This is a genomic window from Pseudomonas sp. AC016, assembly GCF_979253365.1.
The window spans coordinates 4,616,176-4,641,615 of sequence record NZ_CEEDCC010000001.1 but is presented as its reverse complement, the minus strand read 5'-3'; the positions used below and the strand labels follow the sequence as shown (position 1 = coordinate 4,641,615).

The following is a 25,440-nucleotide window of genomic DNA, read 5'->3' as shown; positions in this document are numbered from 1 at the left end:
GACGGGCTTGGGCACAGGGAGAAAATCGGATGTTTGAATTACGCGTACTGAACGGTCATCACCAGGGGGCTGCGCTGCCGCTGGTCGGTGAGCAATGGTCGATTGGTTCAGCCCCACAGCAGGATCTAGCCCTGGACGATACAGGTATCGAGAGCCTGCACGGTCAACTGCAACGCCTGGGCGACAGCTGGGTCCTGAACGGAGAAGAAGGACAGGTGTGCGACGAAGAAGGCGCTGTTCAGGCCAGCATCGAGCTGACCCTCAATCGTGCCTTCATGCTGGGTTCGGTCTGGCTGTGCGTCTCGCCCGCCGGCGATGAATGGCCCGAGGTGCCTGCCGTCATCCCCCCCAAGCCCGAGCCCGACCCGGTGCGTCACTCTGCCCCCCTGCAGAAAGTACCGTCGCGCTCGCAGAAACTGCTGAACCGTACCACCGGCATCATCGCAGGCTTACTGATAGGCGTTATCGGCAGCGCATGGAGCCTGACCCGCCCCGGCCCCACTGCCGTTGATCCTGAAGTCGCTCAGGTTGCAGCGCTGAAGCAGACTGCGGGAAAGGAGCCGGAAAAACCTGCGGGCACGCCTGCAACATCCGTCAGAGAGGTGCCCGACACACGCATCCGTCTGGCCGATGCTGATGCCGTGCGGCATCAGCTCAACACCATGCTCAGCGACCGCATGCTCAGCCATATCAGCATTGACGAAACACCGGAAGGCCTTGTACTAAATGGTGACGCCAAGGACGAGGCCCTGCTGGTTTACCAACGCATGCTGCAACGCTTCAAGAACCGCTATAACTCGCCCGTGACAGTGCTCGATAATGTGTCCAGTGCGCACAACACACTCCCCTTCGTGGTGGTTCAAATCATGACCGGCCCCCACGCCCACTTGGTGACCGCTGACGGCCGTCGCGTTTACGTCGGCGATGATGTGGACGGGTTGCGTCTGTCCAGAATCGATGAGCACCGCCTGCAGTTCGACGGTGATCGCCATGTCGAGGTGGCGTGGTGAACGCGGCACTGGACCAGTGGAAAGCGGTTCAGGCGGCACGCCTTTCACAGTACAGCGCCGTGCGTGTCAGCGGTCGGGTAAGTGCGGTGCGGGGTATTTTGCTGGAGTGCAAATTGCCTGCCGCCAAAGTCGGCGACTTGTGTGAAGTGAGCAAGGCCGACGGCAGCCTGTTATTGGCCGAGATCGTGGGTTTCACGCCCGATTGCACGCTGCTCAGTGCGTTGGGGGCGCCCGACGGGATTCAGGTCGGGGCGACGATTCGCCCGCTGGGCATTGCCCACCGCATTGGGGTCGACGACAGTCTGTTGGGCTGTGTACTGGATGGTTTTGGTCGACCTTTGCTCGGCGATGCCCTGGGCGCTTTCGCAGGTCCCGACGATCGCCGCACGACCTTGCCCGTCATTGCCGATGCCCTGCCGCCTACCCAACGCCCGCGTATCAGCAGAGCCTTGCCCACCGGAGTACGAGCGATCGACAGCGCCATCCTGCTGGGCGAAGGCCAACGTGTCGGCCTGTTCGCCGGTGCCGGTTGTGGCAAGACCACGCTTATGGCCGAGCTGGCCCGCAACATGGATTGCGATGTGATCGTCTTCGGTCTGATCGGCGAACGGGGTCGGGAGCTGCGCGAGTTTCTCGACCACGAGCTGGATGAAACCCTGCGCAGCCGCTCGGTCCTGGTCTGCGCCACGTCGGACCGATCGAGCATGGAGCGTGCACGTGCCGCGTTCACGGCAACCGCCATCGCTGAAGCGTTCCGTGAAAGGGGCCAGAAAGTGCTGCTATTGCTCGATTCCCTTACTCGATTTGCCCGTGCACAGCGTGAAATCGGCATTGCCTCAGGGGAGCCTCTGGGGCGCGGCGGCCTGCCGCCTTCGGTGTACACCTTGCTGCCACGTCTGGTGGAGCGCGCGGGCATGAGCGAGAACGGCTCGATCACTGCGCTTTACACCGTACTTATCGAACAGGATTCGATGAATGACCCGGTGGCGGACGAGGTGCGTTCGCTGCTGGATGGCCATATTGTGCTGTCGCGAAAACTGGCCGAGCGTGGTCATTACCCGGCCATCGACGTCTCCGCCAGCATCAGCCGAATCCTCAGCAACGTGACCGGTCGCGAACATCAGCGCGCCAACAATCGACTGCGCCAACTGATGGCGGCCTACAAACAGGTGGAAATGCTGCTGCGTCTGGGCGAATACCAGGCAGGGTCAGACCCCGTCACCGATTGCGCCGTGAAGCTGAACGAGGACATCAATGCCTTCCTGCGCCAGGATCTGCGTGAACCGGTGCCGCTGGAGGAAACGCTGAATGCGTTGCTCAGGATCACTTCACAGTTGCCGGAGTAAACGATGGACGACTCGCTTGAAGAAGATCCGCAGCGGGCCGCGTTCGAGCAGGTGATCGGCCTGCTGACCCCGCTGCGTCAACACCGTCAGGCCAGTGCAGAACGGGCGCAACGCCAGGCACAGGTGGAACTGAAATCCATGCTCGACCACCTATCAGTAACCAGAGCGTCGCTGGACCGGGAACGTGACCAGCAAAAGCAGCAACGCGAAATACTGGCGCAAGCCCATCTGGAAAAAACCATCTGCCGTCACGATGTGGATCGATGGCATGCGCGCGAGAACACCATGCTCGACTGCCTGGCCGCCATCCGTCAGGACATTCAGCAACAGCAACTGCGGATTGATGAACAGCAAGCCCTGGTACACGAGCGACAGCGACAAGCCAAGGCGTCTCAGCGTGCAGTCGAAAAACTGGCCTGCATGAGCGAGGCACTCAACGAAGAAGGTTAAGCGCCGATGTCCACTGCGATCAAACATGCACCAAAAGCACCGCCCACGCCTCAACGCCAGGACACTGAAGTACACGAGGCACCGGTATCGCCACGACGCCCGGTGCAGTCCTGTCGCGTACCTGCCGGGCCGGTTGAAAAACGTCTGGCTTCGGGAGGTCTCGGCCGTGGCGACTCGCTCTCCGGTCGATCATCAAGCAGATTCCTTGAAGACGACCCGATCAGCGCCGATGGTCTGTTCTTTTCCCAATTGCTGATACTGCCGGTGGGCGAAGAGCCCGACGCGCAGAGCTTTGCTGGCGGCAGTCTGGACCTTTCGGCGAAAACGGAGCCGATGCCAACACAACTGATTGATGAGCTGGCGCAGCGTCTGCCTGAGCAACCGCCGGGTCCGCTCAACTTCACGTTGCTGATGCCGAATCTGGGCAAAGTCCGCGTCAATGCCGAAAAGACCGACAATCGCTGGAGCATCCAAGTGGGATTCAGCCGTCGTGACGTCCTCAAGCGTGTCTACGGCCACTCACGGGCCTGTCGCGATGCGCTGTCGCAAGCCTTGGGCCACGACGTCGACCTCGACTTTCACGAAGACCTCCAGGCATGAGCGCGCTGCAACTGCGCAAGGTTGACCCGCTGCTGGCTCAAGCCACGCGTGCGCTGGGTGCCGGGCAGTCCCTCGCCTTCGAAGCACAGGGCCAGCGCGGCGAGCTGACGCTTCTGCCGCTGGCTTACGGGCAGGAAGCGCCCGCCAATGGCATCTGGCTCGACAGCGCCGCAGGGCCCATGTGCTTGAGCGACGCCGAAGCTGTGCTAAGCCTGTTGGGCGATGCGCCACTGACCTTGGGCGGCGAACATCAGGACTGGTACTGGCAATTTTTCAACCAGTGCCTGAGCCCATCCATTGCCGACGTGCTGGCCCCGCTCGAGCCGTTGCTCGATGCGCCCGACGACGCTTCGTTTGGCTGCCGGGTTCAGGTACGTCTAGGTGGGGAGTCGCTCCACGCGCACCTGCACAGCCCATCGCACACGTTGCTCAGGCTATTGCACTTAGCGCCCTGGCAGGCTCGATACAAGCCTGTGGATGACACCTGGCCAGTGACGACGCCGCTGATTATCGGCGAGCTGGTACTCACGCCCAATGAACTGGCATCGCTGCGCCCTGGAGACGTGGTGTTGCCTGCCCGTTGCCAGTTCGACAGCGCGGGACAAGGTCGCCTGGCACTGGGCGGACGGCAATGGGCCGCGCACGTCGACAGCCAGGCGCAACAACTTTTTCTGCGGCTCAGCCACGAGGAGCATGGTCACAATGAGTACTGAGGATCTTTACCAGGAAGAGGTCGACTACCTGGACGATGATGGCGAGACGGCAGGCGAGTTCAGCGAAGACGATCATGCCGAGCCCTCGAATGAACATTCCTGGCAGAACTCGGAAACAGCTGATGACGAACAATCGCAGGCTGTTACCGAACCGGCTGCATTCGAGAGCCTGACGCTGGACCTGACGCTACGCTGCGGTGAGCTCACGCTGACCCTCGCAGCGCTTCGACGCCTGGACGCAGGAGCGATCCTTGAAGTCGCAGGCATTGCGCCGGGACACGCCACCCTCTGCCACGGCGAACGGGTCGTGGCCGAAGGTGAACTGGTGGACGTCGACGGCAGGCTTGGTTTGCAGATCACCCGAATGGTGACCCAGCCATGATCATGGACGGGACGAACCCGATCATGCTGGCGCTGTTTCTCGGTTCGCTATCGCTGATACCGTTTCTGCTGATCGTCTGCACGGCCTTTCTGAAGATTGCCATGACACTGCTGATCACCCGTAACGCCATCGGTGTGCAGCAGGTGCCACCAAACATGGCGCTGTATGGCATTGCGCTGGCTGCAACGATGTTCGTCATGGCCCCGGTCGCTCATGACATTCAGCAACGGGTCCACGATCATCCCCTGGAACTGGGCAGCGCCGACAAACTGCAAGCCAGCCTGAGAACCGTGATCGAACCGCTGCAACGCTTCATGACACGTAACACCGACCCGGACGTGGTGGCTCACCTGCTGGAAAATACCCAGCGCATGTGGCCCAAAGAGATGGCCGACCAGGCGACCAAGGACGATCTGCTGCTGGCAATCCCGGCCTTCGTGATGTCGGAGTTGCAGGCAGGCTTCGAGATCGGCTTTCTGATCTACATCCCGTTCATCGTCATCGATCTGATTGTCTCCAACCTTCTGTTGGCGCTGGGCATGCAGATGGTTTCACCCATGACCATTTCCTTGCCACTCAAGCTGCTGTTATTCGTGCTGGTGTCGGGCTGGTCCCGCCTGCTCGACAGCCTCTTCTATTCGTACATGTGAGGCGGTCATGGAAGCGTTGGCGTTGTTCAAGCAAGGCATGTTTCTGGTGGTCATTCTCACCGCCCCACCTTTGGCTGTGGCGGTGCTGGTGGGGGTGATCACCTCGTTGCTGCAAGCGTTGATGCAGATCCAGGATCAGACACTGCCGTTCGGGATAAAACTGGGCGCAGTCGGACTGACGCTGGCCATGACCGGTCGCTGGATCGGCGTCGAACTGATCCAGTTCATCAACATGGCCTTCGACCTGATCGCACGGTCCGGGGTCAGTCACTAGATGCCCTTTGACGCGCAATACATTTATGAGCTCATGATGGGCATGGTGCTGGCAATGGCGCGTCTGTTGCCGTGCATGATGTTGGTGCCCGCCTTCTGCTTCAAGTACCTCAAGGGCCCGCTTCGCTACGCCATACTGGCGGCGATCTCGATGGTGCCTGCGCCCGCCATCAGCCGTGCGCTGGGCTCGATGGACGGTAACTGGTTTGAAATCGGTGGCCTGATCATCAAGGAATCGGTGTTGGGCACGCTGATGGGGTTGCTGCTGTATGCGCCTTTCTGGATGTTCGCCTCGGTCGGTGCATTGCTGGATAGCCAGCGCGGCGCATTGAGCGGTGGGCAGATCAATCCAAGCCTGGGCCCGGATGCAACGCCTTTGGGCGAGCTGTTCCAGGAAACCATGATCATGCTGGTGATTCTCACCGGCGGGCTGTCATTGATCACTCAAGTCATCTGGGACAGCTACACCGTCTGGCCACCCACCGCCTGGCTGCCGGGCATGACCGCCGAAGGCCTGGATGTTTTCCTTGAGCAGTTGAATCAGACCATGCAGCACATGATGCTGTATGCAGCGCCCTTCATTGCGCTGCTACTGCTGATCGAAGCCGCGTTTGCAATCGTCGGCCTGTACGCACAACAGTTGAACGTGTCCATCCTCGCCATGCCGGCCAAGAGCATGGCCGGGCTGGCGTTTCTTCTGGTCTACCTGCCGACGCTGCTGGAACTGGGCACCGGTCAGTTGCTGAAGCTGACGGACCTGAAGTCCCTGTTCGGCCTGCTGGTGCAAGTGCCGTGAGCGAAAAAACAGAAAAGGCCACGCCCAAACAGATACGTGATGCCAGGGAAAAGGGCCAGGTCGGGCAGAGTCAGGACCTGGGCAAGCTGCTGGTGCTGATGGCCGTGAGCGAGGTGACACTTGGCTTGGCCGATGAGAGTGTCAATCGTCTGCAAGCCTTGCTGGCCCTGTCCTTCAAAGGCATCGACCGCTCCTTCCTGTCGGCCGTCGAACACCTGACCAGTGAAGGTCTGTCGGTACTCATCAGCTTCACCTTGTGCAGCGTCGGCCTGGCGATGCTCATGCGCCTGATCAGCAGTTGGGTGCAGGTCGGCTTTTTGTTCGCCCCCAAGGCGCTGAAGATCGATATCAATAAAATCAACCCGTTCTCCCACGCCAAACAAATGTTCTCGGGACAGAATATCTCCACCTTGCTGCTGAGTATTCTCAAGGCCGTTGCCATCGCGGCAACGCTGTACAGTCAGGTAAAACCGGCATTAGGCACCCTGATCATCCTGGCCAACAGCGATCTGGTCACTTACTGGCATGCCTTGGTCGAGCTGTTCAGGCATATTCTGCGAGTCATCCTCGGTCTGCTGCTGGCGATTGCAATGGCCGACTTTGCGCTGCAAAAATACTTCCACGCCAAAAAGCTGCGCATGAGTCATGAGGACATCAAGAAAGAGTACAAACAGTCCGAGGGTGATCCGCACGTCAAAGGCCATCGTCGCCAGCTTTCTCATGAAATTCTCAACCAGGAACCCACGGCTGCGCCCAAACCGGTGGAAGACGCCGACATGCTGCTGGTCAACCCCACGCACTACGCAGTAGCCCTGTATTACCGCCCGGGCGAAACACCTTTGCCGTTGATTCACTGCAAAGGCGAAGACGAGGACGCGCTGGACTTGATCGCCCGGGCAAAGAGAGCTGGCATTCCAGTGGTTCAGAGCATCTGGCTGGCCCGTACGCTGTATCGCGTCCAGGTCGGAAAATACATCCCCCGCCCTACCCTGCAGGCCGTCGGTCACATTTACAAAGTGGTTCGCCAACTGGACGAAATCACCGATGAAGTGATTCAGGTCGAAGTCGAGCTGTAGATCCTTTCTTCTTAACCACCTCGCAGCCTGTATATCCGATACACCCCCAGGGCTGCTGCGCACCCCATCGCTGCCGTCGTAACCTCCGTGAGCTCCTACAGGCAGGCTCAAAACCGTAGGAGCGTGCTTGTCCGCGATCTGCCGGGCACCGGCAGCAAAACCGGTACACGCAGTGTGTCAGACAACAACAAGGGCCTGCTGCGCAGCCCATCGCTGCCGTCGTAACCTCCGTGAGCTCCTACGGGCAGGCTAGAAATCGTGGGAGCGGACTTGTCCGCGATCTGCCGGGTACCGGCAGCAAAACCGGTACACGCGGTGTGTCAGACAACAACAAGGGCCTGCTGCGCAGCCCATCGCTGCCGTCGTAACCTCCGTGAGCTCCTACGGGCAGGCTCGAAACCGTGGGGCAACCGGACGAAGCTATCGCAGCGAACGCGAATGCAAAAAAAACCGCTTCCACATGGCGGAAGCGGTCATCTTTCAGTCAAGCAGACGTCCTTAAGGGGCTAGGCCAAATGAACAAGTCCCGCCAGGATCAGCTCGTTGCGTCGGATGTCATCCAGGTTGGTGACTGAATCAGGCGCGTCGCTGACCGCATGCCACACCACAAAATCACGCTGTACATCCAGAAACAGGAAGTAGTTATTGAACCGCTCTGCCTCTGAAAACCTGAGCTGCAGTGCCTCTCGCAATTGTTCCGGGCGCAGCGCCCGGCCTTCGATGTGAAGTGCAATTCCCCAGTCGTGGTATTCACGACGGCTGACGAAAGCCACCCCACTTGCCACGGGCCATACGGCAGGATTTTGAGCGGCAACCTGACTGTAGAACGCCACTTTTTCCGTTACCTCAATCATCTTCAGTCCCTTAACTGCACAACGGTATAGTCCTGCTCGTGATCGCTTTCATCCACCCCCTGACGCATGTCTGGCGGCCACCAGATCACCAGTTCACGGTTGGTGGAGTCAGGCCGTTTACAGGCGTAACCCTTGCAGCCATTGGTCGTGCATCCTGCCAGGGTCGCGAGCAGAACGAACAATATGACAACACTGCGGCTTTTCATGGTGCGGTTCTCCTGAGCAGCGAAGGTCTGCTTTCCTTAGCCATTTTCGATAGCTGAGGCTGGCGCATAGCGATGTACACTTCGCTTTCCTCACCCGGCTGTACCCATGCATGAGGCCAGGCCGTGACGCCGATCACCCAGCGACCGCCACATCGGCTTTCGTCGATACGCACCGGCTTGTTGGTGTTGTTGTGCGCCACGACCACGGCAACGCCCCAGCCCTTCTGGACAAACCACTGCGAACGCGTCTGATCGAGTGTCAGCCCATCGCCCGGATCGCACAAGCTGTCGGTTTCGAAGGGCATGGTTTCGCCCGTATGCATACCGGGTGGCGCAACACCGTCGACCATTTGCGTGAAGACATTCTGAACATCGTTCCGGGTAGGCAGGTCTCCACCGTCACGACGCTCTTTGATGGTTTTCATCTGGGCATCGATGTCGTGCGGGTTACCGTTTTGTACGTAGCGCGCCGGGTTGACCTGATCGCCAATCAGTCGCGGCGTCAGGATGAACAACCGCTCACGGTGATTGATTTCACGGCTGCGCGACTGAAACAGCAGTTTGCCGATGTAGGGAATGTCGCCCAGCAGCGGGATCTTGTGAACTTTGTCATTGGCTTCAAGGCCATGAAATCCGCCGACGACCAGTGAACCATGCTCGGCGATGACCGCCTGGGTGCTGACGTTTCCTTTGCGTACGCTCGGCTGGTCGGCATTGATGTCCGAGACATCGATTTGACCGTCCTCGATGTCGACAATCAGCTGCACCTGAGGTTTGCCATCGTGATCCAGCGAGCGTGGAATGACCTGCAAGCTGGTGCCAGCGGTGATGGGCTCGATATTGGCCACACGCTCGGACGTCGCGGTGATGTACTCGGTTCGACTGAAGTCAATCACGGCGGGTTGGTTTTCCAGCGTCAGAATCGACGGATTGCCGATCACAGACGCTGAGCCATTGCCTTCCAGCGCGTGCAGTTCGGCAGAGAACTTGCCGGCATTCTGAATGAACAGTGTCGAGGTGGTGCCCGCGTCAAACATATTGACGCCGCCCGATTTGAAGTTCCAGCGGCTGGCCAGCTCAGCCAGTTCGTTACGGTCGATGTCCAGGATCACCGCATCGATTTCAATCAAATTGCGCGGGACGTCCAGCTCTTTGATCAGCTTCTCGTACATGGCCTTGCGGTCAGGCAAGTCATAGATCAGGACCGCGTTGTTACGAACGTCGGCACTGACGCGGATGTTCGCACGACCCCCCCCGGCTTTACCTTTGCCAGACTTCTTGCTGCCGTAGTTCAAGACCCGGTCAAGGCCTTGCTGCAGGGCACCGGTGTCGATGCCGTTGGCACTCAGGTTGTAAGGCACATTGGGTTCATCCGAACCGCCGCCCTCCGAGAGTCCACCGCCTGGATGACCATGCCCCAACAGGTTGACGCCGTTGATGGAATCGCCGCGAGAACGGGTGTCCAGCAACTCCTGAAGAATGCTCGCCACACCGGCGACGGTCAGTTGCTGATCACGATACCGAATGGTGCGATCCGCCGCGTTCGCATACTTGAGCGCAAACACGACCACGTCCTGCTTTTCGCCCTTGTCGGTCGAGTCGACTTTTTTACTGTAGTCACGCACCAGGTCGACGTACTTCGCAGGGCCGCGAACCAGCACGACCCCTTCGTTGGGCAGCGAGCCCCACCCGAAACGCTTGTCCAGCAGGCCCACATCAGTCAAGGCGGTCTGCAGGTCATCCACGGCATCGGAGGACACTTCGATGCGTGCCGAGGTGTGCTCACTGGCCGGGCTGATGTACAGCGTGTCGTTGTAGACAAACCATTGGAAGTGATACTCCTGAGCGAGCCGCTCAAGAAACTCCTGAGGGTTTTCGGCGCGGATCCGGCCGTCGAGTTTCCCCGAAATCGGTGCCATATCCAGCGCCATTCCGAACTCTTTGGCAAAGTCGCTCAAAGCCGTACTCAATTCAGTTTCCCGAGCATCATAGGCGTAGGCCGTGTGCTTCCAGGAATCGGGGATGGCCGCCCATGTCGGTGGGACCATCCCGATCAACAACAAAGGCAACCACATCAAGGCCTTGCGCATTTCACACTCCCGGTTGCCGGTGATTGAGGGTCGTGCGCCCGGAAAAGGCGGACACGTTAGTGACGAGGGTGGTATGCATCAGGCTGAGCAAGGCCGCACGCTGGTTGGCCAGGCTTTCCAGATAATTGAGCAGATCGTCGAGGCCACACGGATTGGGAATCCAGCAGACCAGAACCATGCAGCCCGTCTGCGGGTCAATGGCGAGCGCGCCGTCACAGGCGCAAGCCAGGCTTGCGCCACCTTGACTGAGCAACGCCTCGATGCGCTGGGGATCGTTGGCATCGAATGGATCGAGCAATTCAATGCTGCAGCGCACGCCGTCGCCCTGCACTTCCAGGCGCGCGTTGGCGTCGTCGACCCAGCAGTCCAGCGGGGTCAGCGGACGCTGAGCACACCACTGCCCGAGGACCGCCTCAAAATCACTGAAATCCATCGATGACATTTTTGGTCAGTTTGTAGCTGGCTTGCTGGCATTGGTCAGCAACGTTGGAGGCGACAGCCACCTGCTGGCTGGCTTCGCTGAATGCATCGATATCGTCGGCAGTGATAGGTCCGTTACCCCCGCCCAGAACGTCATCGATTTGGGACATGGCACGGGTCGTGGTGGTATCGAGGTTATTTTGCAATGACTTGAAACTGATCATGCGCGGGTGCTCCAGCAAAAAGGTTCAAACCTTGAGTGGAGCAAACCCCTAGAGCGGTTCCAATTTTGCTGCAACAGTGGTTTTCAGGCAGGCGACCCTTCACCTGCCAACCCATTGCGCAGCGTCGTCCACTCGATGTCGAACGCGCCATTGGCGTCGCTCAGACGCAGACTCTCGACCGCAATCGCAGCATCGCGCTTGAGCTGCCAGTGCTGGGCAAACCGACTGGCCGCCAACCATTCGGCGACCGTATCGGCAATGTCCGGATGCACGCTCAACGTGGCCACCGCATCATTGAGCTGGCTGGCCGCCAGATTTCTGGCCAGTGCCCGGGCCCGCTCGGCGAGCGAGGTTTGGTCCAGTAAATGCTTCAGTGAATCGCTCAATAACTGCTCAACCGTTTCCATCGCCTGTTGCTGCAGCGCTTCACGCTGCCTCTTGAGATCAGCCAGAAACACATTGGCCGATACCCAGAACTCGGCCAGTGCCCGCTGTTGAAGTCGGTCTGATTGCGCCTGCTGGCGAGTGATCATTTCTCGGACCTGTACCTGTGCCTCAGCCAGAATGTCTTGGGCCAACAGGCTCTCGGCGATGGTTTCACGGCGCACGATCGGTTCAGGCAACAGCGCAGCGGTCGTCAGCGCAATACTGCGTTTGGCAAGCATGGGAAGCTCCGGCGCGGATCATTCAGGAAAAAAATCGAATTCAGGCCGTCGAGATACGCCACATAACGGCCTGCCACAACGTTTGAAGTTTGTTATCCGGTGCTTCGCAAAGGTCGTCGATGACCGCTTCTGTCGGCCAGGCGAGGCGCAGCCGCGACCAGTAAGCGTAGCCCAGCCAGGCGCCCAACACGGTGCGTATATCCACCACCTCGGGAGCCAGCCAGACACCGGGCCGCAATGCTTTGGTCAAGCCCCAGCACCACTGCCCGTCAACACCCTCGGTTTCAGTCCGGGAGAAACAGATGAGTTGGGCCAGCACCAGCGCTTTGTCCCGCTGCGCAGGCGACAAGGCAATCCAGCTCATCAACGGCTCGACCGGTTCGGGCGGCTGGCTGGGCTCGATGCCGACGCTTTTGAGAAACACTGTGTGTCGACTGCTCATCAGTGAGTCACACGCCTGCATCGGGATGCCCTGCTGCTCGGCGAACCGTTGCTGCCAGGACGGATGGGCCCACCGCCACGGATTGCACCACCAGTGGACCCATAGATCCTGGGCGGTAGAACCCGTCATGTGCGTGCCGGAAGATTCGAGCTGCCACGCCGGCCCAGACCAACCCGCTGCAATACAGCGGCGCGCCAGTCACCGCGCAACAGCATGACCACGATCAACAGCACCAGTGCGACAGCCCCCGGCACCAGCCAGAGCATGAGGTTCCAGAACGGCAGATTGACGCTGTCCAGCTTGAACGGGCCAAAACTGACCCATTGGGTGGTTTCCTGAAATTCCGACGCGGGCACGAAGACGATGGAGAACTTCTTCGACTCCGCAGCCTGTGTCGACATGCCGGGAATACTGCTGGCAACCATTTGCTGGATTCGTCCACGCACGCTGTCGGGGTCCAGGGCCGTCGAGTGTTTGATGAACACCGCAGCGGACGCAGGCTGGACCGGCTCCCCTGGCGCAATGCGTTCAGGCAGGACAACGTGAACCCTGGCCACGATCACCCCGTCAATCTGCGACAAGGTCGCTTCCAGCTCTTGAGACAGTGCATAGATGTAACGTGCGCGCTCCTCAAGGGGGGTGGAGATCACCCCCTCTTTTTTGAAGATTTCCCCCAGACTGGTACGTGACTGGCGGGGTAGCCCCGCCGCATCGAGCACGCGTACGGCCCGATTCATGTCCTGGGTTGCGACCGTCACTACAACGCCGCCTTTCTCCAGACGCTTACGCGCATCGATGTGCTGATCGGCGAGGCGTGCGATCACCTCGTTGGAATCCTGCTCGGACATGCCGGTGAACAGATCGGTTTCGTCGCTGCACCCGCCGAGCATCAGCATGCACAACAGCAGCAGCCCTGCACTCAGAAATCTCACGGAGAACCTCTACTGCAGGTTGGTCAGCTTATCGACCGCTTGCGCGGTCTTGCTTACGACCTTGGTTGCGAACGCAGTCTGAAGTGAGCATTGCGAGAGTGTTCGGGTCATCGCCGCGATGTCCATTGCATCGGCACTGCCTGCTGCCTTTTTCATGGACCGCATGGCTTGCTGAGACATTTTTTCGGTTTCGCCCAGCCCACCGGAAATCGCACTGGCGATATGCTCGGAAAGCGGGGCACCTTTAGACACCGCATCGGGCCGCATGGCGGCGCTGAATAAATCGACATCCGCCTGGTCAGGCTCTGCAACGAGACCTTGGGGCACATCCTGCTCAAGCTCTGGCGAGAGGCTTTTAACTTTACTGAGATGGGAAATGGTCACGTTATTCTTCTCCAGGCGGATATCAGTCAGGCAACAGCCTGGTTCTGACGGCTTTGCATGAGGGTTTGGACGAGCATGCCTGCGATGTCTGCGGCACTGGTCTTCAGGTCACCGCCTGTATTACTGCCCAGACTGCCCTGAAGCGAGACTTCAAGCCCTTTTTCAAACAGGCCGCCCAATAACCGCCCCATGTCGAAGTCCGTCGCCACACTGTCGGGTTGACTGCCGGGCTGCCGGACCGGGAAAGACGAGGAGCCCAGACCGCCGCCGGACAAGACCGACTGCAACCCCAGATCCACCATTTCTCCCACCATTTTGCCGAGGCTGGAAGCACCTTCCCCCGACGAACCGCCATTGAAGCTGGTCGTCAAATCGCTCGCGGGATCCTGGAACGAATCCGTCGGGCTGCCCAGACCACCGCCTGTGCTCATGCCACCGGCTTCGTTCTGCTGGCTACCCAATTGCTGACCAATGATGTCCAGGGCGGCGCGAAACTGAGCGGTTTCGTCACCGTCCAGAAAATTGTCTTCGGTTAGTTCTTTGGCCCATGAGCCTGCATCCGGGGTGGGGAACTGGGCGGGGTTATCGTCCATGAATTGCGCGATCTTTGTCAGCATCGGCATATCATCTTCGGAAAAACTCGTTCCGTTGCTCTGCTTGGTCAACAGATCGTTAAGCGCCGCCTTTGCCAAACCGTTCAGCACTTGCGTCATCAGGTCGGGCTGTCCGGCTCCTGCGGCAGGACTGTCCGCGGAGGCACCAAAATTGTCGCCCAGCTTTTCATGGATCAACTTGTCCAGCGCGGCTTTTATGTCTTCAAGACCGCCGCCAGCAGTGCCATCCGCGTCCATCGCCTTGGCGAGCATTTTGCCCAGTGGCGAGCTTTGGTCCAGTTGACCGTTCTGCATCAGCTCCTGAGCCAATTGCGCGATGACATCCTGTAACGCCTTGCTGGACGTACTCGCGCTTGCTTCAGGCCGTATCAACACGAGCGCCATGGTTGGGCTCTGCAACGAGCTGTTAAGACTTAGACTCTGCATCACATTCCCCTCAAGGTAGCAGCCCCTTCACTGCGAAGGGGCACTCAAAAGTCAGAACTGAACGACAGAGTTTCTGATCTTGCTCGCAACGATCTGGTTTGAAAGTGCCTCTTTTTTGTCCTCGAAACCTGCCAACATGCTCGTCTCACGCAGCAGCCCGTTTTCGCTGTCAGCAGTGGTGTCCAGTTCGGCGCTTTTCTTGTCACCGCTGCGGATGGTGTCGCGGGTGGCGTCGATGCTGTCGGTGCTGCCAGTGTTCTTTGTCAGCGCGACGTTGCGATCAATTGCGCTTTTGCCGCTATTGATACCTTGGGCCACGCCACCGCCCGTGTTGATGACTTTGTTTGCAAAGCCGGAAAGTGAACTAGTGATTGTCATAACCTTATGCCCCTTCGTCTAAACAAGCGTAATTGCTTGGTACAGCTAGGTGGCGACGGCCAGTGAATCGGTTCCAGAGCGCTTGCAAAAAAAATCAGATCTGCAATTCCTTGAGGCGTCGATACAGCGTACGGCGCGGCATATCCAGCTCCTGGCTCACCGAATCGACGCAGTTGTCGTGGCGCTTGAGTGACTCTTGAATCAAGGCTTTTTCGATGGCGCGCAGTTGTGTCTTCAATCCACTGCCCTGGTGCTCATCATCGCAAGGCCCGGCCCCAAGCAACGGCAAGCCGAGCACGAAGCGCTTGGCTGCGGCCTTCAGCTCTCGAATATTCCCGGGCCAGTCATGCGTCAGGAGTTGCTCCTGCTGCAGCGGGCAGAGCCTGGACACCTGAAAGTCCAGCCCCAGTTCCTCGGCGACCGCATTGGCAAAGCGCATGAACAGAGGAACGATGCGCTCCTGTCTGGCACGCAAGGGGGGCAGCTTCAGGGTCAGCACATTGAGGCGAAAGTAGAGGTCGCGGCGGAAGGCGCCCTCCTCCACCGCGTCGTCCAGCGAGCGTTGGGCGGATGCAATCACGCAGACATCCAGCTTGATCGAAGAGGTCGAACCCAGCCGTTCCAGAGCACGGGTTTCCAGCACGCGCAGCAGCTTGGCCTGCAGGCTGAGCGGCATGCTATCGATCTCATCCAGATACAACGTGCCGCCTTGCGCTGCTTCGATGTAGCCGGCACGGGATCGATCGGCTCCGGTGTAGGCACCACTGACCACGCCAAACAACTCACTCTCAGCCAGCGACTCGGGGATGGCTGCGCAGTTCATCGCCACAAACCGGCCTTTTCGGCCGGACAACGTGTGGATGCGCCTGGCTATCGTATCTTTGCCGGTGCCGGTCTCCCCCGACAGCAGTACATCGATCCCCAGTTGAGAAATACTTTCAGCCACAATTTCCAGGTTTGGAACACGTTCGTGCAGGTCATCATCGAATCCGTCTTGAACAATCATCCATAGTCTCTACAGAGCAGTGGTGCGTTAACAAAAGAGAATCCAATCAGGGAGCAGTGATCTGCGCCGCAACCCCCAGTTCTTTCATGCGGTGATACAGCGTGCGACGAGGAAGCTCAAGTTCCTGGAGCACCGCGTCGACGTTGTGCCTGTGCCGCTTGAGTGCATCCTGAATCAGTCTTTTTTCGATCACGCGCAGTTGGGTACGCAGCCCTGTATCGCAGTCTTCAGGCTCCAGCAATTCGACGCCCAGTAACGGGAAGCCCAGAACGAAACGCTTGGCCGCAGATTTGAGCTCGCGAATGTTGCCGGACCAGTCATGACTCAACAGCAGCTGTACACGCCCGCTGTCCAGCACAGGCGCACTGCGGCCGAATTCGGCGGCAATAGCCTGGGTGAACTGGTCGAACAACGGCAGAATCTGTTCGCGACGTGTGCGCAAGGCAGGCAGCTGAAGCGTCAATGCATTGAGCCTGAAATACAGGTCGCGACGGAAAAGTCCTTGTTCCACCAGTTCATCCAGCGGCCGCTGGGCAGAGGCGATGACCCTCAGATCGACAGGGATGAACTCGGTGGAGCCGAGTCGTTCGACGCCACGGTTTTCGAGCACATGCAGCAGCTTGGCCTGCAGGCTCATAGGCATGCTGTCTATCTCGTCGAGGTACAGCGTGCCGCCATTGGACGCTTCGATGTATCCCTCACGTGAGCGGCACACCCCCGTGAAGGCACCGCTCGATACGCCGAAAAGCTGGCTTTCGGCCAGTGATTCAGGGATAGCGGCGCAGTTCATGCCCACGAAAGGACCCGTGCGGCTGGACAGGTTGTGAATGGTATTGGCCAGGGTGTCCTTGCCCGTGCCGGTTTCCCCGCACAACAGCAAGTCCATGTCCATGATAGCGCCATTCATTACGACTTGATGACCTTCCGACTGAGCGGTAATACCCCAACGCTCTCGAGCATCTGTAATAAATTTAGTGTCCATCGTTTACTCTCACCAGGGTGCCAGGCGGAACATTAATACCACGCCCTACAAGGCATACATATACTAATTTAGTTCCCGAACGAATGAGAAAAACATCACAACCTCGGAAATTACCGTCACGATGACATCATTCCCTCAGATACCTCTCCAACGTCACAGCCTTTAATAACAATCATTATCAACCACCTCATATTTCACCCTAAACACTCTAAAAACGCCTGTTTTTAAAGATAAAAACCCTGTATTAACCGGGACTTATGAGAAATTATGACGTCCGTCATACTACAAGCCTCCTGAAGAAACGCGATTCAAACGCCCCAAAAATGCGCAAACGTTGAATAAAACACTTTAAAAAGCGCGGGAAACACCACAACAAAGTTTAACTAACGCTTTCAAGAAAACACCCACTCACGCGGTATTAATAATGAGCGCATCACCTGAACCCGCCCGACTAAGTTCAACTATTAAATAACAGACTTTTTAAAGACACCGCGCAGCACCACGATTAAAACTTGCACAAAAGCTTTAAGTAAACGTTGCGGGTAGTGACAGTGAGTCCGCAGAGACGGTGAGACTTATGGGCAATTCGGATTTCCGAACAGGAAGGCGTCACTGTTCAGGACGGGCGTATGACGTCCGCAATCTATCGGGCCTGCGGGGACAAGAAATGGCGCTGAGTCCATTCGGCAATCCGAACGTCAGGCCAAGCTGGCGAAAATTAGCCAACGAAATGAGGTTAACGTGTCGGCGGAAATGATTCAGCGTAGGACAATCCGACGATGCTCAATAATAACCCTACGCATTTGGGATCCATAAATAGGGTTGATACCGACATATCACTGAAATTATTTCTAAATATTTGTATCAACCTATTTACAAGCTGTTACAAAAGTTCACACACATAATCATTAGCAGACATAGAAAACATGGCTCCGTGCCACAAGTCTGCAACAAAAAAACTGCTCGTTTGAATGCGAACACGTCGAATCGGATTGATCGGCGCAAGGTATTCACGAGAAAAAGCACCAGAAAAGAGCATTTTTTCAGGGGCTTTCAATTTTCCTGGGCGATTTGGACCGCACTTATTGGCGGGGGTCGCTGGCGAACACGACCACCCGTGGACCGGTTGGCAGCTCACGTGGACCCGCTCGATACTCACTGTCGTCCCGCTTGCGAGGCGACGAACGGTTGTCAAACGTTTGTATGATTCGTTTCGGCTTTGTTACAGAAGCCTGAGTGATTTCCGGGTTCGCTGTTGCAACCTGAGGCTCGGTAACAGGGTCGGCAAGCTTGCCGAGTTGTGCGGCCTGGACAGGTGCGGGCGCAAGGGCGGCGACCTGAGGCTGGGCAGCCGACTCGGCTGCCTGCACAGCCTGCACCGGTGCCGGTGCCCGGGTAACGTCCACCGGCTCAGAAGGCGGCTTACGCTCAGCGATTTGCACAGGCTGAACAGCCCTGATCACGGGCGTTCTCTCCACAACCTGAACAGGGCGTTCGGCCTTGGACGATGAGTCGCGCTCAACCACCTGGCTTTCCGGTCGTTGCGGGACTAAAGGAATGACAGGCGTCTCGCCGGTGATCCGTGTGATGCCCGCCGTCAGCACTTGCCTCTGCGCCTTGGGGATCAGCAGATGTCCCGGACCGTCGAGGGTCTTTTTGCGTATGAAAGCCGAGTTCAAACGAAGCAACTGACCTTCGTCCACCCCCGCTGTCGCCGCCAACAAAGGAAGGTCCACTGACCGATTGAGCTCAACCACATCGAAATAAGGTGTGTTGGCCACCGGGGTGAGCTTCACGCCGTAAGCCTCCGGGTCGCGCACCAATAATGAAAGGGCCAGCAGCCGTGGCACGTAGTCCTGGGTTTCCCTGGGTAACGACAGGTGCCAGTAATCAGTGGGTAAGCCACGTCGTCTATTGGCCTCGATCGCGCGCCCGACAGTGCCCTCACCTGAGTTATAAGCGGCCAGCGCCAGCAGCCAGTCATTGTCGAACTGGTCATGCAGGCGTTTCAGGTAATCCATGGCTGCCTTGCTGGATGCCACTACATCACGGCGGCCATCGTAGGCAGCGCTTTGATGAAGATTGAAATCACGCCCGGTAGACGGGATGAACTGCCACAGCCCCGCAGCGGCTGCAGACGAGCTGGCCATAGGGTTGTAGGCGCTTTCGATCATGGGTAGCAGCGCCAGCTCCATAGGCATACGCCGCTCGTCGAGCCGCTCGACGATAAAGTGCAGATAAGGACTGGCGCGCTCGCTGGCGCCACGCAAAAAGCCACGATTGCTCAACAACCAGTCACGTTGCCGAACGATCCGCTCGTTGATCTGCTGACCCTCCAGCAACGTGCAGCGCTGGGCAACTCGTCGCCACACATCATCGCCTGTGAAAGGCGGCAGATCACTGATCACTTCTCCACGCTGCGGCTTCGATACCGGAGCATCCGCCTCGGAAAACCATCCGGCAATAAGACGTGGCGTGCGCTCGCCGTGTGGCCGCGAGTAGTCCACCGACTGGCAGCCTGCACACGCAACCCCTAAAGCCAAGGCAGCTATCTGGATCGAGCGGGCTAGAAGGCAATGACTCGGGGGTGGATGAAAGGCTGGCATGAGCGGCGACGTCCTGATCGTGTATCCCTACGTGGCGTACTCGCCATTCCGGTTCCCTGCCACGGGGGCTTGATCAGGGCCAATTGTGCTGCCGAATCCTTTCAGCTACAGCAGCCACCAAGGGAACCAGGTGCCATGTCCAGACACTCAGTTCATTAAACATATTTAAGGATTGGGCCAGCTCAACCGGCTAGCCATCACACCGACAGGGAGAAGCAGCATGCAAACACCCTCAATCAATCGGACCACCGCAAACGCGGTACAGCCGCAGACACATACGTCATCTGGCACGGCTACCGATGTCCGGCAACACGCCAGACCAGTGAGCCAGCAAGCGTCCCATTCGCTCGGCAGCATTGGCAAGAGGATGGCCAAAAACGTCGGCAAAATGTTTCAAAAACCCAAGCCCGCTCGCCAGATCGTTGAAAACCAGCCCGTCGCCAGAGCGCCTCTCAGATCTGACTTGAAAAAACCGTCAGATGACCTGCAGATGCAGGCGGTGCAGTCGTCGGTGCCTGTACGCAAGGTTCGTTTCGATTTGCCTGAGAATCCGGTGGAGCAATCCAGTGGCTCGACCGGGCCAAAAGGCCCAAAAGGCAAGGGAAAAGCCGTTGAAGATACGAGCCTGACGCAAGAGTCAGAAGACCACCTTAAAAGCGACGATGACGTGCGTCAGTGGCCGCTACGCTCTCGTCAGAACGAAGCAAGTTCTTCGGGCACCACCGCGAATGAAACCATAGAGCCATCGGCGCCGCAGCCCGGCAGCCTGAGCCGCAGTAAAGCCGGACGTTTTGACGGACCGGCCGAAGAGCTGGTGCGGGCCGGTCAACAACAAAGCGCAGTTACTCTGGATACAAAAGGCAAACCGGACTTTTCAGCATTCCAGACACCCGGAATGGCACCCTTGCTGGACCAGATCCTCGCGAATGGCAAACAGACCTATCTGGCTTTACACAGTGAACCGGGTGCCGAGAACCATCTGTTGCTCGAGTCGAGCGGACATCTGTTGCACATGACGCAAAACGATGTGTCGCTGGCGGTGATCCGCAGCAGCCAGCAAACGCCTGCAGCCGGAGCCCAGAAGCATGCCGATGTCGGTCTGGAAACGAATGCCGGTCAGGCGCTGGTCACGGTCAATGGCGAAAGCGCAACACTCCAACTTCCGGGCAAAGCCCACCTGGCACAGATTACGGGCGTTCACCGCAACCCTGACGGTGAACAATTGCGCGTACATGAAGACAGGTTGTACCAGTTCGACACCGTCGCCCTGCGCTGGAAAATCCCTGAAGGTAACGAAGACAACGTCTTCAACAGCCTGACAACCGGCGGCAACGGGTCGATCTATGCAAAAAGCGACGACGTCGTCGTTGACCTCTCCAGCATGGAAATGCCGCACCTGGAGGTAGCCGAACTTCAATCATTTTCGGTCGCGCCAGACAACACGGTTGCCTGTCTGAGCGGCAAAGACACTCAGACGCTTCTGGTGGCAGACATGAGTCCGGGCATAGGCGGCCCACGGCATCAGAAGACGCTCAAGCTTGATGGGGGCAATGCACAGGCTGCATCGGTTGGATTGAGCGCTGACCATCTGTTTATCGCAGATACCCAAGGCAGGCTTTACACAGCCCCGCGCGATGCGCTCAAGGATGACGCCCCCCAGTTGAGCCTTGAGCCTGATCAGCAGTATCTACTTGAAGGCAAGCCGCCCGGCGGACACGACAAAGTCACCGGGTTTATCAGCGGTGATGATGGGCGCGTACATGCGCTGGTCAAGAATCGTCAGGGCGACGTTCATTCACATGCGCTCGACCCGCAAAGGTCGCGGCTGGAGAGCGGCTGGAACCTGACTGAAGCCCTGGCGCTGGACAACACCACCGGCATGCCAACGGTTGCGCCCCCCGAACCCGCCGCACGACTCAACCTTGACCGTTCGGGCCTGGTTGGCCTCAGCGCCGGTCGCCTGCAGCGCTGGGACTCAACGCCCCAATGCTGGAAAGACGCTGGAATCAAAGACATCGATCAACTGCAACGCGGTGCCGACAGCAACGCCTATGCGCTCAAGGGCGGGAAACTCCACAAGCTGACCGTCAGCCCCGAGCATCCCAATATAGTCTTCGGCGCCCACACATCGCTGGCCCAGACGGCGCGCTCTACCAAGGTGGAACTGGGCACGGAGATCGAAGGGCTTGAAGGCCGGGTCATCACCGCCTTCGCAATGGTCAGCGACAAACAGTTCGTCGCGCTTGACGACGAGAAAAAACTGACCGCCCATCGAAAGGACGGCGAGCCGGTCAGCTTCACTCACGAAGGATTGCAAGGCGATATCAAAACCCTGTCACTGGACGAAAAGCACAACCTTTATGCCCTCACCAGCACCGGTGGGCTGTTCCGTATGTCCAGGCAGGACTGGCAGGCGACCCGCCTGTCGGATCTCATGAAAGCCAAGTGGAACGCAGTCCCTGCACCTGATGGGAGGCCTGTCAAGGCGCTGTTCAGCAATGATGACAATATGCTGAGCGTGCAAGTCGAGGGGGCTGCGGATCAAAGCCTGATGCGCCTGAAGGGCGGTGAGTGGAAAACGTTTACGCAACGCCCTGTGGAAGAAAATGGCCTGAACGACACGCATCAAAGAATCAAGCGATCACACAAGAACTGGCGCATCCCTCTCACCGGACTGACTGTGAAACATGAGACAAATATAGGGGGGCGCGGCGGCATGGAGAAAAGCCATCGTGCGCCTGCCCGGGAATTCATACGCGCCAACATCTGGAAGAACACCCTGGAAACACCGCGCTGGATGAAGAACGTCGGCAACCACATACAGCATCGCTATCACGGCCGCGACGGTCTCATGGAGCTGTACAAGAAAGAGTTGATCGTGTTCAAGCAACTGGAGCTTATCCACGAGGCGGAAGGATCGGTGCCTGCGCCGGGCAAGGACCTCAAGACACGTATCGAGCAACTGAAAAACCTCGGGCCTCGAGGCGAAAAACTCGTCAAGGATCTGGAGTCGCTGCGCAAGGAACTGGAGGATCACAGCCATACAGCCCTGATTGCTATCGGACAAAGTTTCGGCACGGTGAAGAACCTTCACCAACAGGACGGTGTCCTCAATCAGCACGGAGAGCTGGCGAAATCGACCCGGCGTCTGAAACTGGGCAAGAAGCTTGAGAGCCTGGGTAAAAAGCTCAACTTCAAGAGTTCTGGCCACAATCTGATCAAGGAGCTGGATAACGCTCTGTCCCGCATCGCCCCCTCTCCCGCAAGCCCGACCGCCGAACTGCTCAAGACGCTCAAGGACAATGGCGTGAAAATCTCACACCAGAAAACCGACATGCCGCTGGGCCAGCGTCGCGATGCCGGCGAAGAGCAAGGGCTGAGCAAAGCCCGCCTGGCGCTTGATCTGGTAACGCTCAATGAACTGGGGAAATTGCTGGACCAGGCGGAATTGCTCACGCCCCAGAACGACCTTTCTGCCCTGGAGCAAAAGCTGGCAACGCTGCGCGATACAACCTATGGCGAAAACCCGATCAAGGTCATGACGGATATGGGCTTTACGGACAACGCAGCGTTGGAGACATCCTATGACTCGGTCAAAACATTCCTGAAGGCGTTCAAGAAACCCGACCACGCGGTGAGCGTCAACATGCGTGCGGCGACCGGCAGCAAGGACCAGATTGAACTGGCTGACAAATTCAAGTCCATGCTGAAACAGCTCGAACACGGCGACGATGAAATAGGCCTGACTCGCAGTTATGGCGGCAATCTCACCAGCCCGTTCGTCATTCTCGCCGACAACGCGACAGGGCCATGGCCGACAGCTGGCGCAACGGGCAACCGCAACTATATTCTCAACGCCGAACGCACCGATGGCGGCATTACCCTTTACCTGATCAGTGAGGCGGCAGGCAACGTCAGTGGCGGAGTAGGTGGGGGCAAGGATTACTGGCCGGCCTGGGTCGACGAAAACAACCCGGCGAGAAGCGTCGATATCGGTAACGACCGCAGAATGAACCCCGGCTTCCGTCTGGGTGGCGAGCTCACCGCCACTGCTGCGGGCAGCCAGCGCAATGGCGTGATCTTCAACGTGGCTGACGAGAACATCGACGCGTTCGTTGACGACCTGTTCGAAGGCAAACTGAACCCTCTGCAAGTCATGAAGAAGGCAGTGGATCATGAGACCTACCAGGCCCGACGCTTCAACTTTGACATCACTGCAGGCGGCACCGCCGAGTTTCGCCTCGGCTTCGACATTTCCGAGCAGGACAGCGATCCATTGTCTGCGGTGGCGCGCCTCGGCGTACTTGCCAATGTCACGGTCAACCTGATGTCTTACACGGACTACTCCCTGACGCAGAAAAACGAAAAAACCGAGCTGCGCGAGGGTGGCAAGAACCGCCCACGCTGGCTCAACAGTCTGATGATGGGGTTGCAGGGACGAACACAACTGAGCGGCACGCACACTAACCCGACTTCGACACCTGCCTCAGCCCCCGGCCCGACACCGGCCACCCAGTCTGCTGCCAACAACGTGGGCATCAACGCGACCGTCTCGGTAGAAGACAGAACCGTCAAACGGGTCAAATTCCGCTACAACGTGGCGACACCGATGACGGCCAAGAGTCTGGACAAACTGTCTGCCAGCCTGGGCAAAACCTTCCCGGACAACGCCACGAAAACCAGCCTGGCCGAACTGGCCAAGCTGACTGACGCTGCGTCTGGCGAAGCCCCGGACGCCGCCGTCAAGGCGCGGCTCGACGGACTGAAAGCGCTGTTCGCTGACAAAACCTCGCAAAACGACCAGCAATACAAAGCACTGCGTGATTTGAAGCGCGCCGTCGTTCAACATGAGTCATCGCTCAAGAAGCACAGCGTATTGGACAACGCCCGTTTCGAAACCAGCAAGACCAATCTGTCGGGGCTGGATTCAGAGAGCATGCTCACCAAAATCATGAGTAGTGTCAGAACGGCCAGCGCTCCGGGTAACGCGACCAGAGTTGCCGCATTCATGCGCAAGGATCCCAAACTCCGCGCCATGCTCAAAGAGATGCAAGCCAGTGACGGAACGCTGGCCCGTGTACGCCTGGAGCCCAAGGATTCGCTGATCGACAGGATCGACGAAGGCAGCCTCAATGGCGACATGACCCAGAAAGAGCTTTCCGGGCTGCTCGAAGATCGCAACCAGATGCGAATCAAGCGTCTGGTCGTTTTTCACACCGCCACCCAAGCAGAGAACTTCACCTTGCCGACGCCACTGGCCAGCTACAACAGTGGCACTTCCCTGAACGTCACCAAAGTCCTGGGACGCGTCAATTTCGTCTACGGCGAAGATCAGGACACACCGATTGGCTACACGTTTGACGGAGAGTTGTCGAGACCGTCGCAATCGCTTAATGAAGCTGCCGACCTGCTGAAGAAACAAGGGTTTGAATTCAAGACCTGATGGCCGCAAACGCAGAGCGCCGCATCAATGCGGCGCTATGCCCTACGTGTGATTCATTTACGCCTGCAGCAATGCCCGCGCCTCACGTGCCTGGATGATGAAACCACGGGCTGTATCGCAGAACTGCGCCTCATCCAGCACCGCCAGTTCACGCTGGGCACAAAGCCGAACATCACCCTGATCGACGGCGAACCAACTCCCGTGCATTCGAGCGACATCGAAGTTCAGGCTGAGCAGTTTTTGTAAATCCGCAGCGCGATCCGGAGAGCGCCCAACGCGGCAGTGAAAGATCACCATCTCGCTGTGATCCGGCATCTCGATCACGGCCGCTTCATTGTCCTGACTGTCATACAAGGCGCAGACGCCATTCTGAGCAGTGAGCGAAGTGCCCAGTTGTGCCCCCAGGGACTTGATGAGGCGGGAAAAATCAGTCGGTGAATTGTTCATCGTCAGCGTCCTTTAACGGTGCCAT

General features: G+C 58.3%; 26 protein-coding genes. 11 read left to right on the top strand and 15 right to left on the bottom strand.

Annotated features, from left to right (window positions below; all coding sequences use genetic code 11):
• The first annotated feature begins 29 nt into the window (after positions 1-29).
• The 10 genes from AC0IXS_RS20920 to sctU are packed head-to-tail and all read left to right on the top strand — an operon-like array spanning position 30 to position 7,296.
• Complete coding sequence (locus tag AC0IXS_RS20920; protein ID WP_137202198.1) at positions 30-1,010, top strand: FHA domain-containing protein; 981 nt, start codon at positions 30-32, stop codon at positions 1,008-1,010.
• Positions 1,007-2,356 carry a FliI/YscN family ATPase gene (locus AC0IXS_RS20915; RefSeq protein WP_122667675.1) on the top strand — a complete coding sequence of 450 codons (1,350 nt, stop codon included), beginning with the start codon at positions 1,007-1,009 and terminating at the stop codon, positions 2,354-2,356. The genes AC0IXS_RS20920 and AC0IXS_RS20915 overlap by 4 nt, the downstream gene beginning before the upstream one ends.
• Positions 2,357-2,359: 3 nt before the next feature.
• On the top strand, positions 2,360-2,806 hold the full coding sequence (locus AC0IXS_RS20910) for a hypothetical protein (protein WP_057409074.1): 447 nt from the start codon (positions 2,360-2,362) through the stop codon (positions 2,804-2,806).
• Positions 2,807-2,812: 6 nt separating this feature from the next.
• Positions 2,813-3,406, top strand: a complete 594-nt coding sequence (locus AC0IXS_RS20905; RefSeq protein ID WP_122667677.1) for a type III secretion system HrpP C-terminal domain-containing protein — start codon at positions 2,813-2,815, stop codon at positions 3,404-3,406.
• The gene (locus AC0IXS_RS20900) at positions 3,403-4,119 is read left to right on the top strand and encodes a type III secretion system protein (RefSeq protein WP_471825581.1); all 717 of its coding nucleotides are present in this window, start codon (positions 3,403-3,405) and stop codon (positions 4,117-4,119) included. Before AC0IXS_RS20905 ends, AC0IXS_RS20900 begins: the two co-directional genes overlap by 4 nt.
• Complete coding sequence (locus tag AC0IXS_RS20895) at positions 4,109-4,501, top strand: FliM/FliN family flagellar motor switch protein (RefSeq protein ID WP_449125090.1); 393 nt, start codon at positions 4,109-4,111, stop codon at positions 4,499-4,501. Before AC0IXS_RS20900 ends, AC0IXS_RS20895 begins: the two co-directional genes overlap by 11 nt.
• Positions 4,498-5,151, top strand: a complete 654-nt coding sequence (sctR, locus tag AC0IXS_RS20890) for a type III secretion system export apparatus subunit SctR (protein ID WP_057409078.1) — start codon at positions 4,498-4,500, stop codon at positions 5,149-5,151. The genes AC0IXS_RS20895 and sctR overlap by 4 nt, the downstream gene beginning before the upstream one ends.
• A 7-nt stretch (positions 5,152-5,158) precedes the next feature.
• On the top strand, positions 5,159-5,425 hold the full coding sequence (gene sctS, locus AC0IXS_RS20885; RefSeq protein WP_007248486.1) for a type III secretion system export apparatus subunit SctS: 267 nt from the start codon (positions 5,159-5,161) through the stop codon (positions 5,423-5,425).
• The gene (gene sctT / locus AC0IXS_RS20880; RefSeq protein WP_057409079.1) at positions 5,426-6,220 is read left to right on the top strand and encodes a type III secretion system export apparatus subunit SctT; all 795 of its coding nucleotides are present in this window, start codon (positions 5,426-5,428) and stop codon (positions 6,218-6,220) included. It abuts the gene before it with no gap.
• Positions 6,217-7,296, top strand: a complete 1,080-nt coding sequence (gene sctU / locus AC0IXS_RS20875; protein WP_122667680.1) for a type III secretion system export apparatus subunit SctU — start codon at positions 6,217-6,219, stop codon at positions 7,294-7,296. Before sctT ends, sctU begins: the two co-directional genes overlap by 4 nt.
• 506 nt (positions 7,297-7,802) lie before the next feature.
• Here the strand turns inward: sctU and AC0IXS_RS20870 are convergent.
• The 14 genes from AC0IXS_RS20870 to AC0IXS_RS20805 form a co-directional block, all read right to left on the bottom strand.
• Positions 7,803-8,150: a hypothetical protein gene (locus AC0IXS_RS20870; RefSeq protein WP_057409081.1), complete on the bottom strand. Its 348-nt coding sequence runs from the start codon at positions 8,148-8,150 to the stop codon at positions 7,803-7,805.
• Positions 8,151-8,152: 2 nt separating this feature from the next.
• On the bottom strand, positions 8,153-8,356 hold the full coding sequence (gene hrpT, locus AC0IXS_RS20865) for an HrpT family type III secretion system protein (RefSeq protein WP_057409082.1): 204 nt from the start codon (positions 8,354-8,356) through the stop codon (positions 8,153-8,155).
• A complete protein-coding gene (gene sctC, locus AC0IXS_RS20860; RefSeq protein WP_057409083.1) occupies positions 8,353-10,446 on the bottom strand; it encodes a type III secretion system outer membrane ring subunit SctC in 2,094 nt (697 codons plus the stop codon). The genes hrpT and sctC overlap by 4 nt, the downstream gene beginning before the upstream one ends.
• Position 10,447: 1 nt before the next feature.
• Complete coding sequence (locus AC0IXS_RS20855; protein WP_161987274.1) at positions 10,448-10,879, bottom strand: type III secretion protein; 432 nt, start codon at positions 10,877-10,879, stop codon at positions 10,448-10,450.
• Positions 10,866-11,090: a type III secretion protein gene (locus AC0IXS_RS20850; RefSeq protein ID WP_057409085.1), complete on the bottom strand. Its 225-nt coding sequence runs from the start codon at positions 11,088-11,090 to the stop codon at positions 10,866-10,868. Before AC0IXS_RS20850 ends, AC0IXS_RS20855 begins: the two co-directional genes overlap by 14 nt.
• A gap of 83 nt (positions 11,091-11,173) precedes the next feature.
• Positions 11,174-11,755: a type III secretion system stator protein SctL gene (gene sctL, locus AC0IXS_RS20845; protein ID WP_057409086.1), complete on the bottom strand. Its 582-nt coding sequence runs from the start codon at positions 11,753-11,755 to the stop codon at positions 11,174-11,176.
• A 40-nt stretch (positions 11,756-11,795) separates the two neighbouring features.
• Positions 11,796-12,326: a hypothetical protein gene (locus tag AC0IXS_RS20840; protein ID WP_057409087.1), complete on the bottom strand. Its 531-nt coding sequence runs from the start codon at positions 12,324-12,326 to the stop codon at positions 11,796-11,798.
• Positions 12,323-13,129 (bottom strand): type III secretion system inner membrane ring lipoprotein SctJ, encoded by an 807-nt coding sequence (sctJ, locus tag AC0IXS_RS20835; RefSeq protein WP_057409088.1) that lies wholly within the window; start codon positions 13,127-13,129, stop codon positions 12,323-12,325. The genes AC0IXS_RS20840 and sctJ overlap by 4 nt, the downstream gene beginning before the upstream one ends.
• Positions 13,130-13,138: 9 nt before the next feature.
• The gene (sctI, locus tag AC0IXS_RS20830; protein WP_057409089.1) at positions 13,139-13,513 is read right to left on the bottom strand and encodes a type III secretion system inner rod subunit SctI; all 375 of its coding nucleotides are present in this window, start codon (positions 13,511-13,513) and stop codon (positions 13,139-13,141) included.
• Positions 13,514-13,539: 26 nt separating this feature from the next.
• The gene (gene hrpZ, locus AC0IXS_RS20825; protein ID WP_057409090.1) at positions 13,540-14,553 is read right to left on the bottom strand and encodes a type III secretion system effector HrpZ; all 1,014 of its coding nucleotides are present in this window, start codon (positions 14,551-14,553) and stop codon (positions 13,540-13,542) included.
• 51 nt (positions 14,554-14,604) lie between these two features.
• Positions 14,605-14,931, bottom strand: a complete 327-nt coding sequence (locus AC0IXS_RS20820) for a type III secretion system major pilin HrpA (protein WP_057409091.1) — start codon at positions 14,929-14,931, stop codon at positions 14,605-14,607.
• 94 nt (positions 14,932-15,025) lie between these two features.
• Positions 15,026-15,937: a sigma 54-interacting transcriptional regulator gene (locus AC0IXS_RS20815; RefSeq protein WP_057409092.1), complete on the bottom strand. Its 912-nt coding sequence runs from the start codon at positions 15,935-15,937 to the stop codon at positions 15,026-15,028.
• A gap of 46 nt (positions 15,938-15,983) precedes the next feature.
• Positions 15,984-16,919 carry a sigma 54-interacting transcriptional regulator gene (locus tag AC0IXS_RS20810; protein ID WP_081021732.1) on the bottom strand — a complete coding sequence of 312 codons (936 nt, stop codon included), beginning with the start codon at positions 16,917-16,919 and terminating at the stop codon, positions 15,984-15,986.
• Between the two features lie 1,082 nt (positions 16,920-18,001).
• Complete coding sequence (locus AC0IXS_RS20805) at positions 18,002-19,525, bottom strand: transglycosylase SLT domain-containing protein (RefSeq protein ID WP_191957172.1); 1,524 nt, start codon at positions 19,523-19,525, stop codon at positions 18,002-18,004.
• Positions 19,526-19,745: 220 nt separating this feature from the next.
• Between AC0IXS_RS20805 and AC0IXS_RS20800 the strand changes: the two genes are divergently transcribed.
• Entirely contained in the window at positions 19,746-24,968 is a 5,223-nt protein-coding gene (locus tag AC0IXS_RS20800; RefSeq protein WP_471825575.1) for an AvrE-family type 3 secretion system effector, read from the top strand.
• A 57-nt stretch (positions 24,969-25,025) separates the two neighbouring features.
• Here the strand turns inward: AC0IXS_RS20800 and AC0IXS_RS20795 are convergent, their stop codons facing one another.
• Positions 25,026-25,415: a type III secretion system chaperone gene (locus AC0IXS_RS20795; RefSeq protein ID WP_057409095.1), complete on the bottom strand. Its 390-nt coding sequence runs from the start codon at positions 25,413-25,415 to the stop codon at positions 25,026-25,028.
• Positions 25,416-25,440 lie beyond the last annotated feature (25 nt).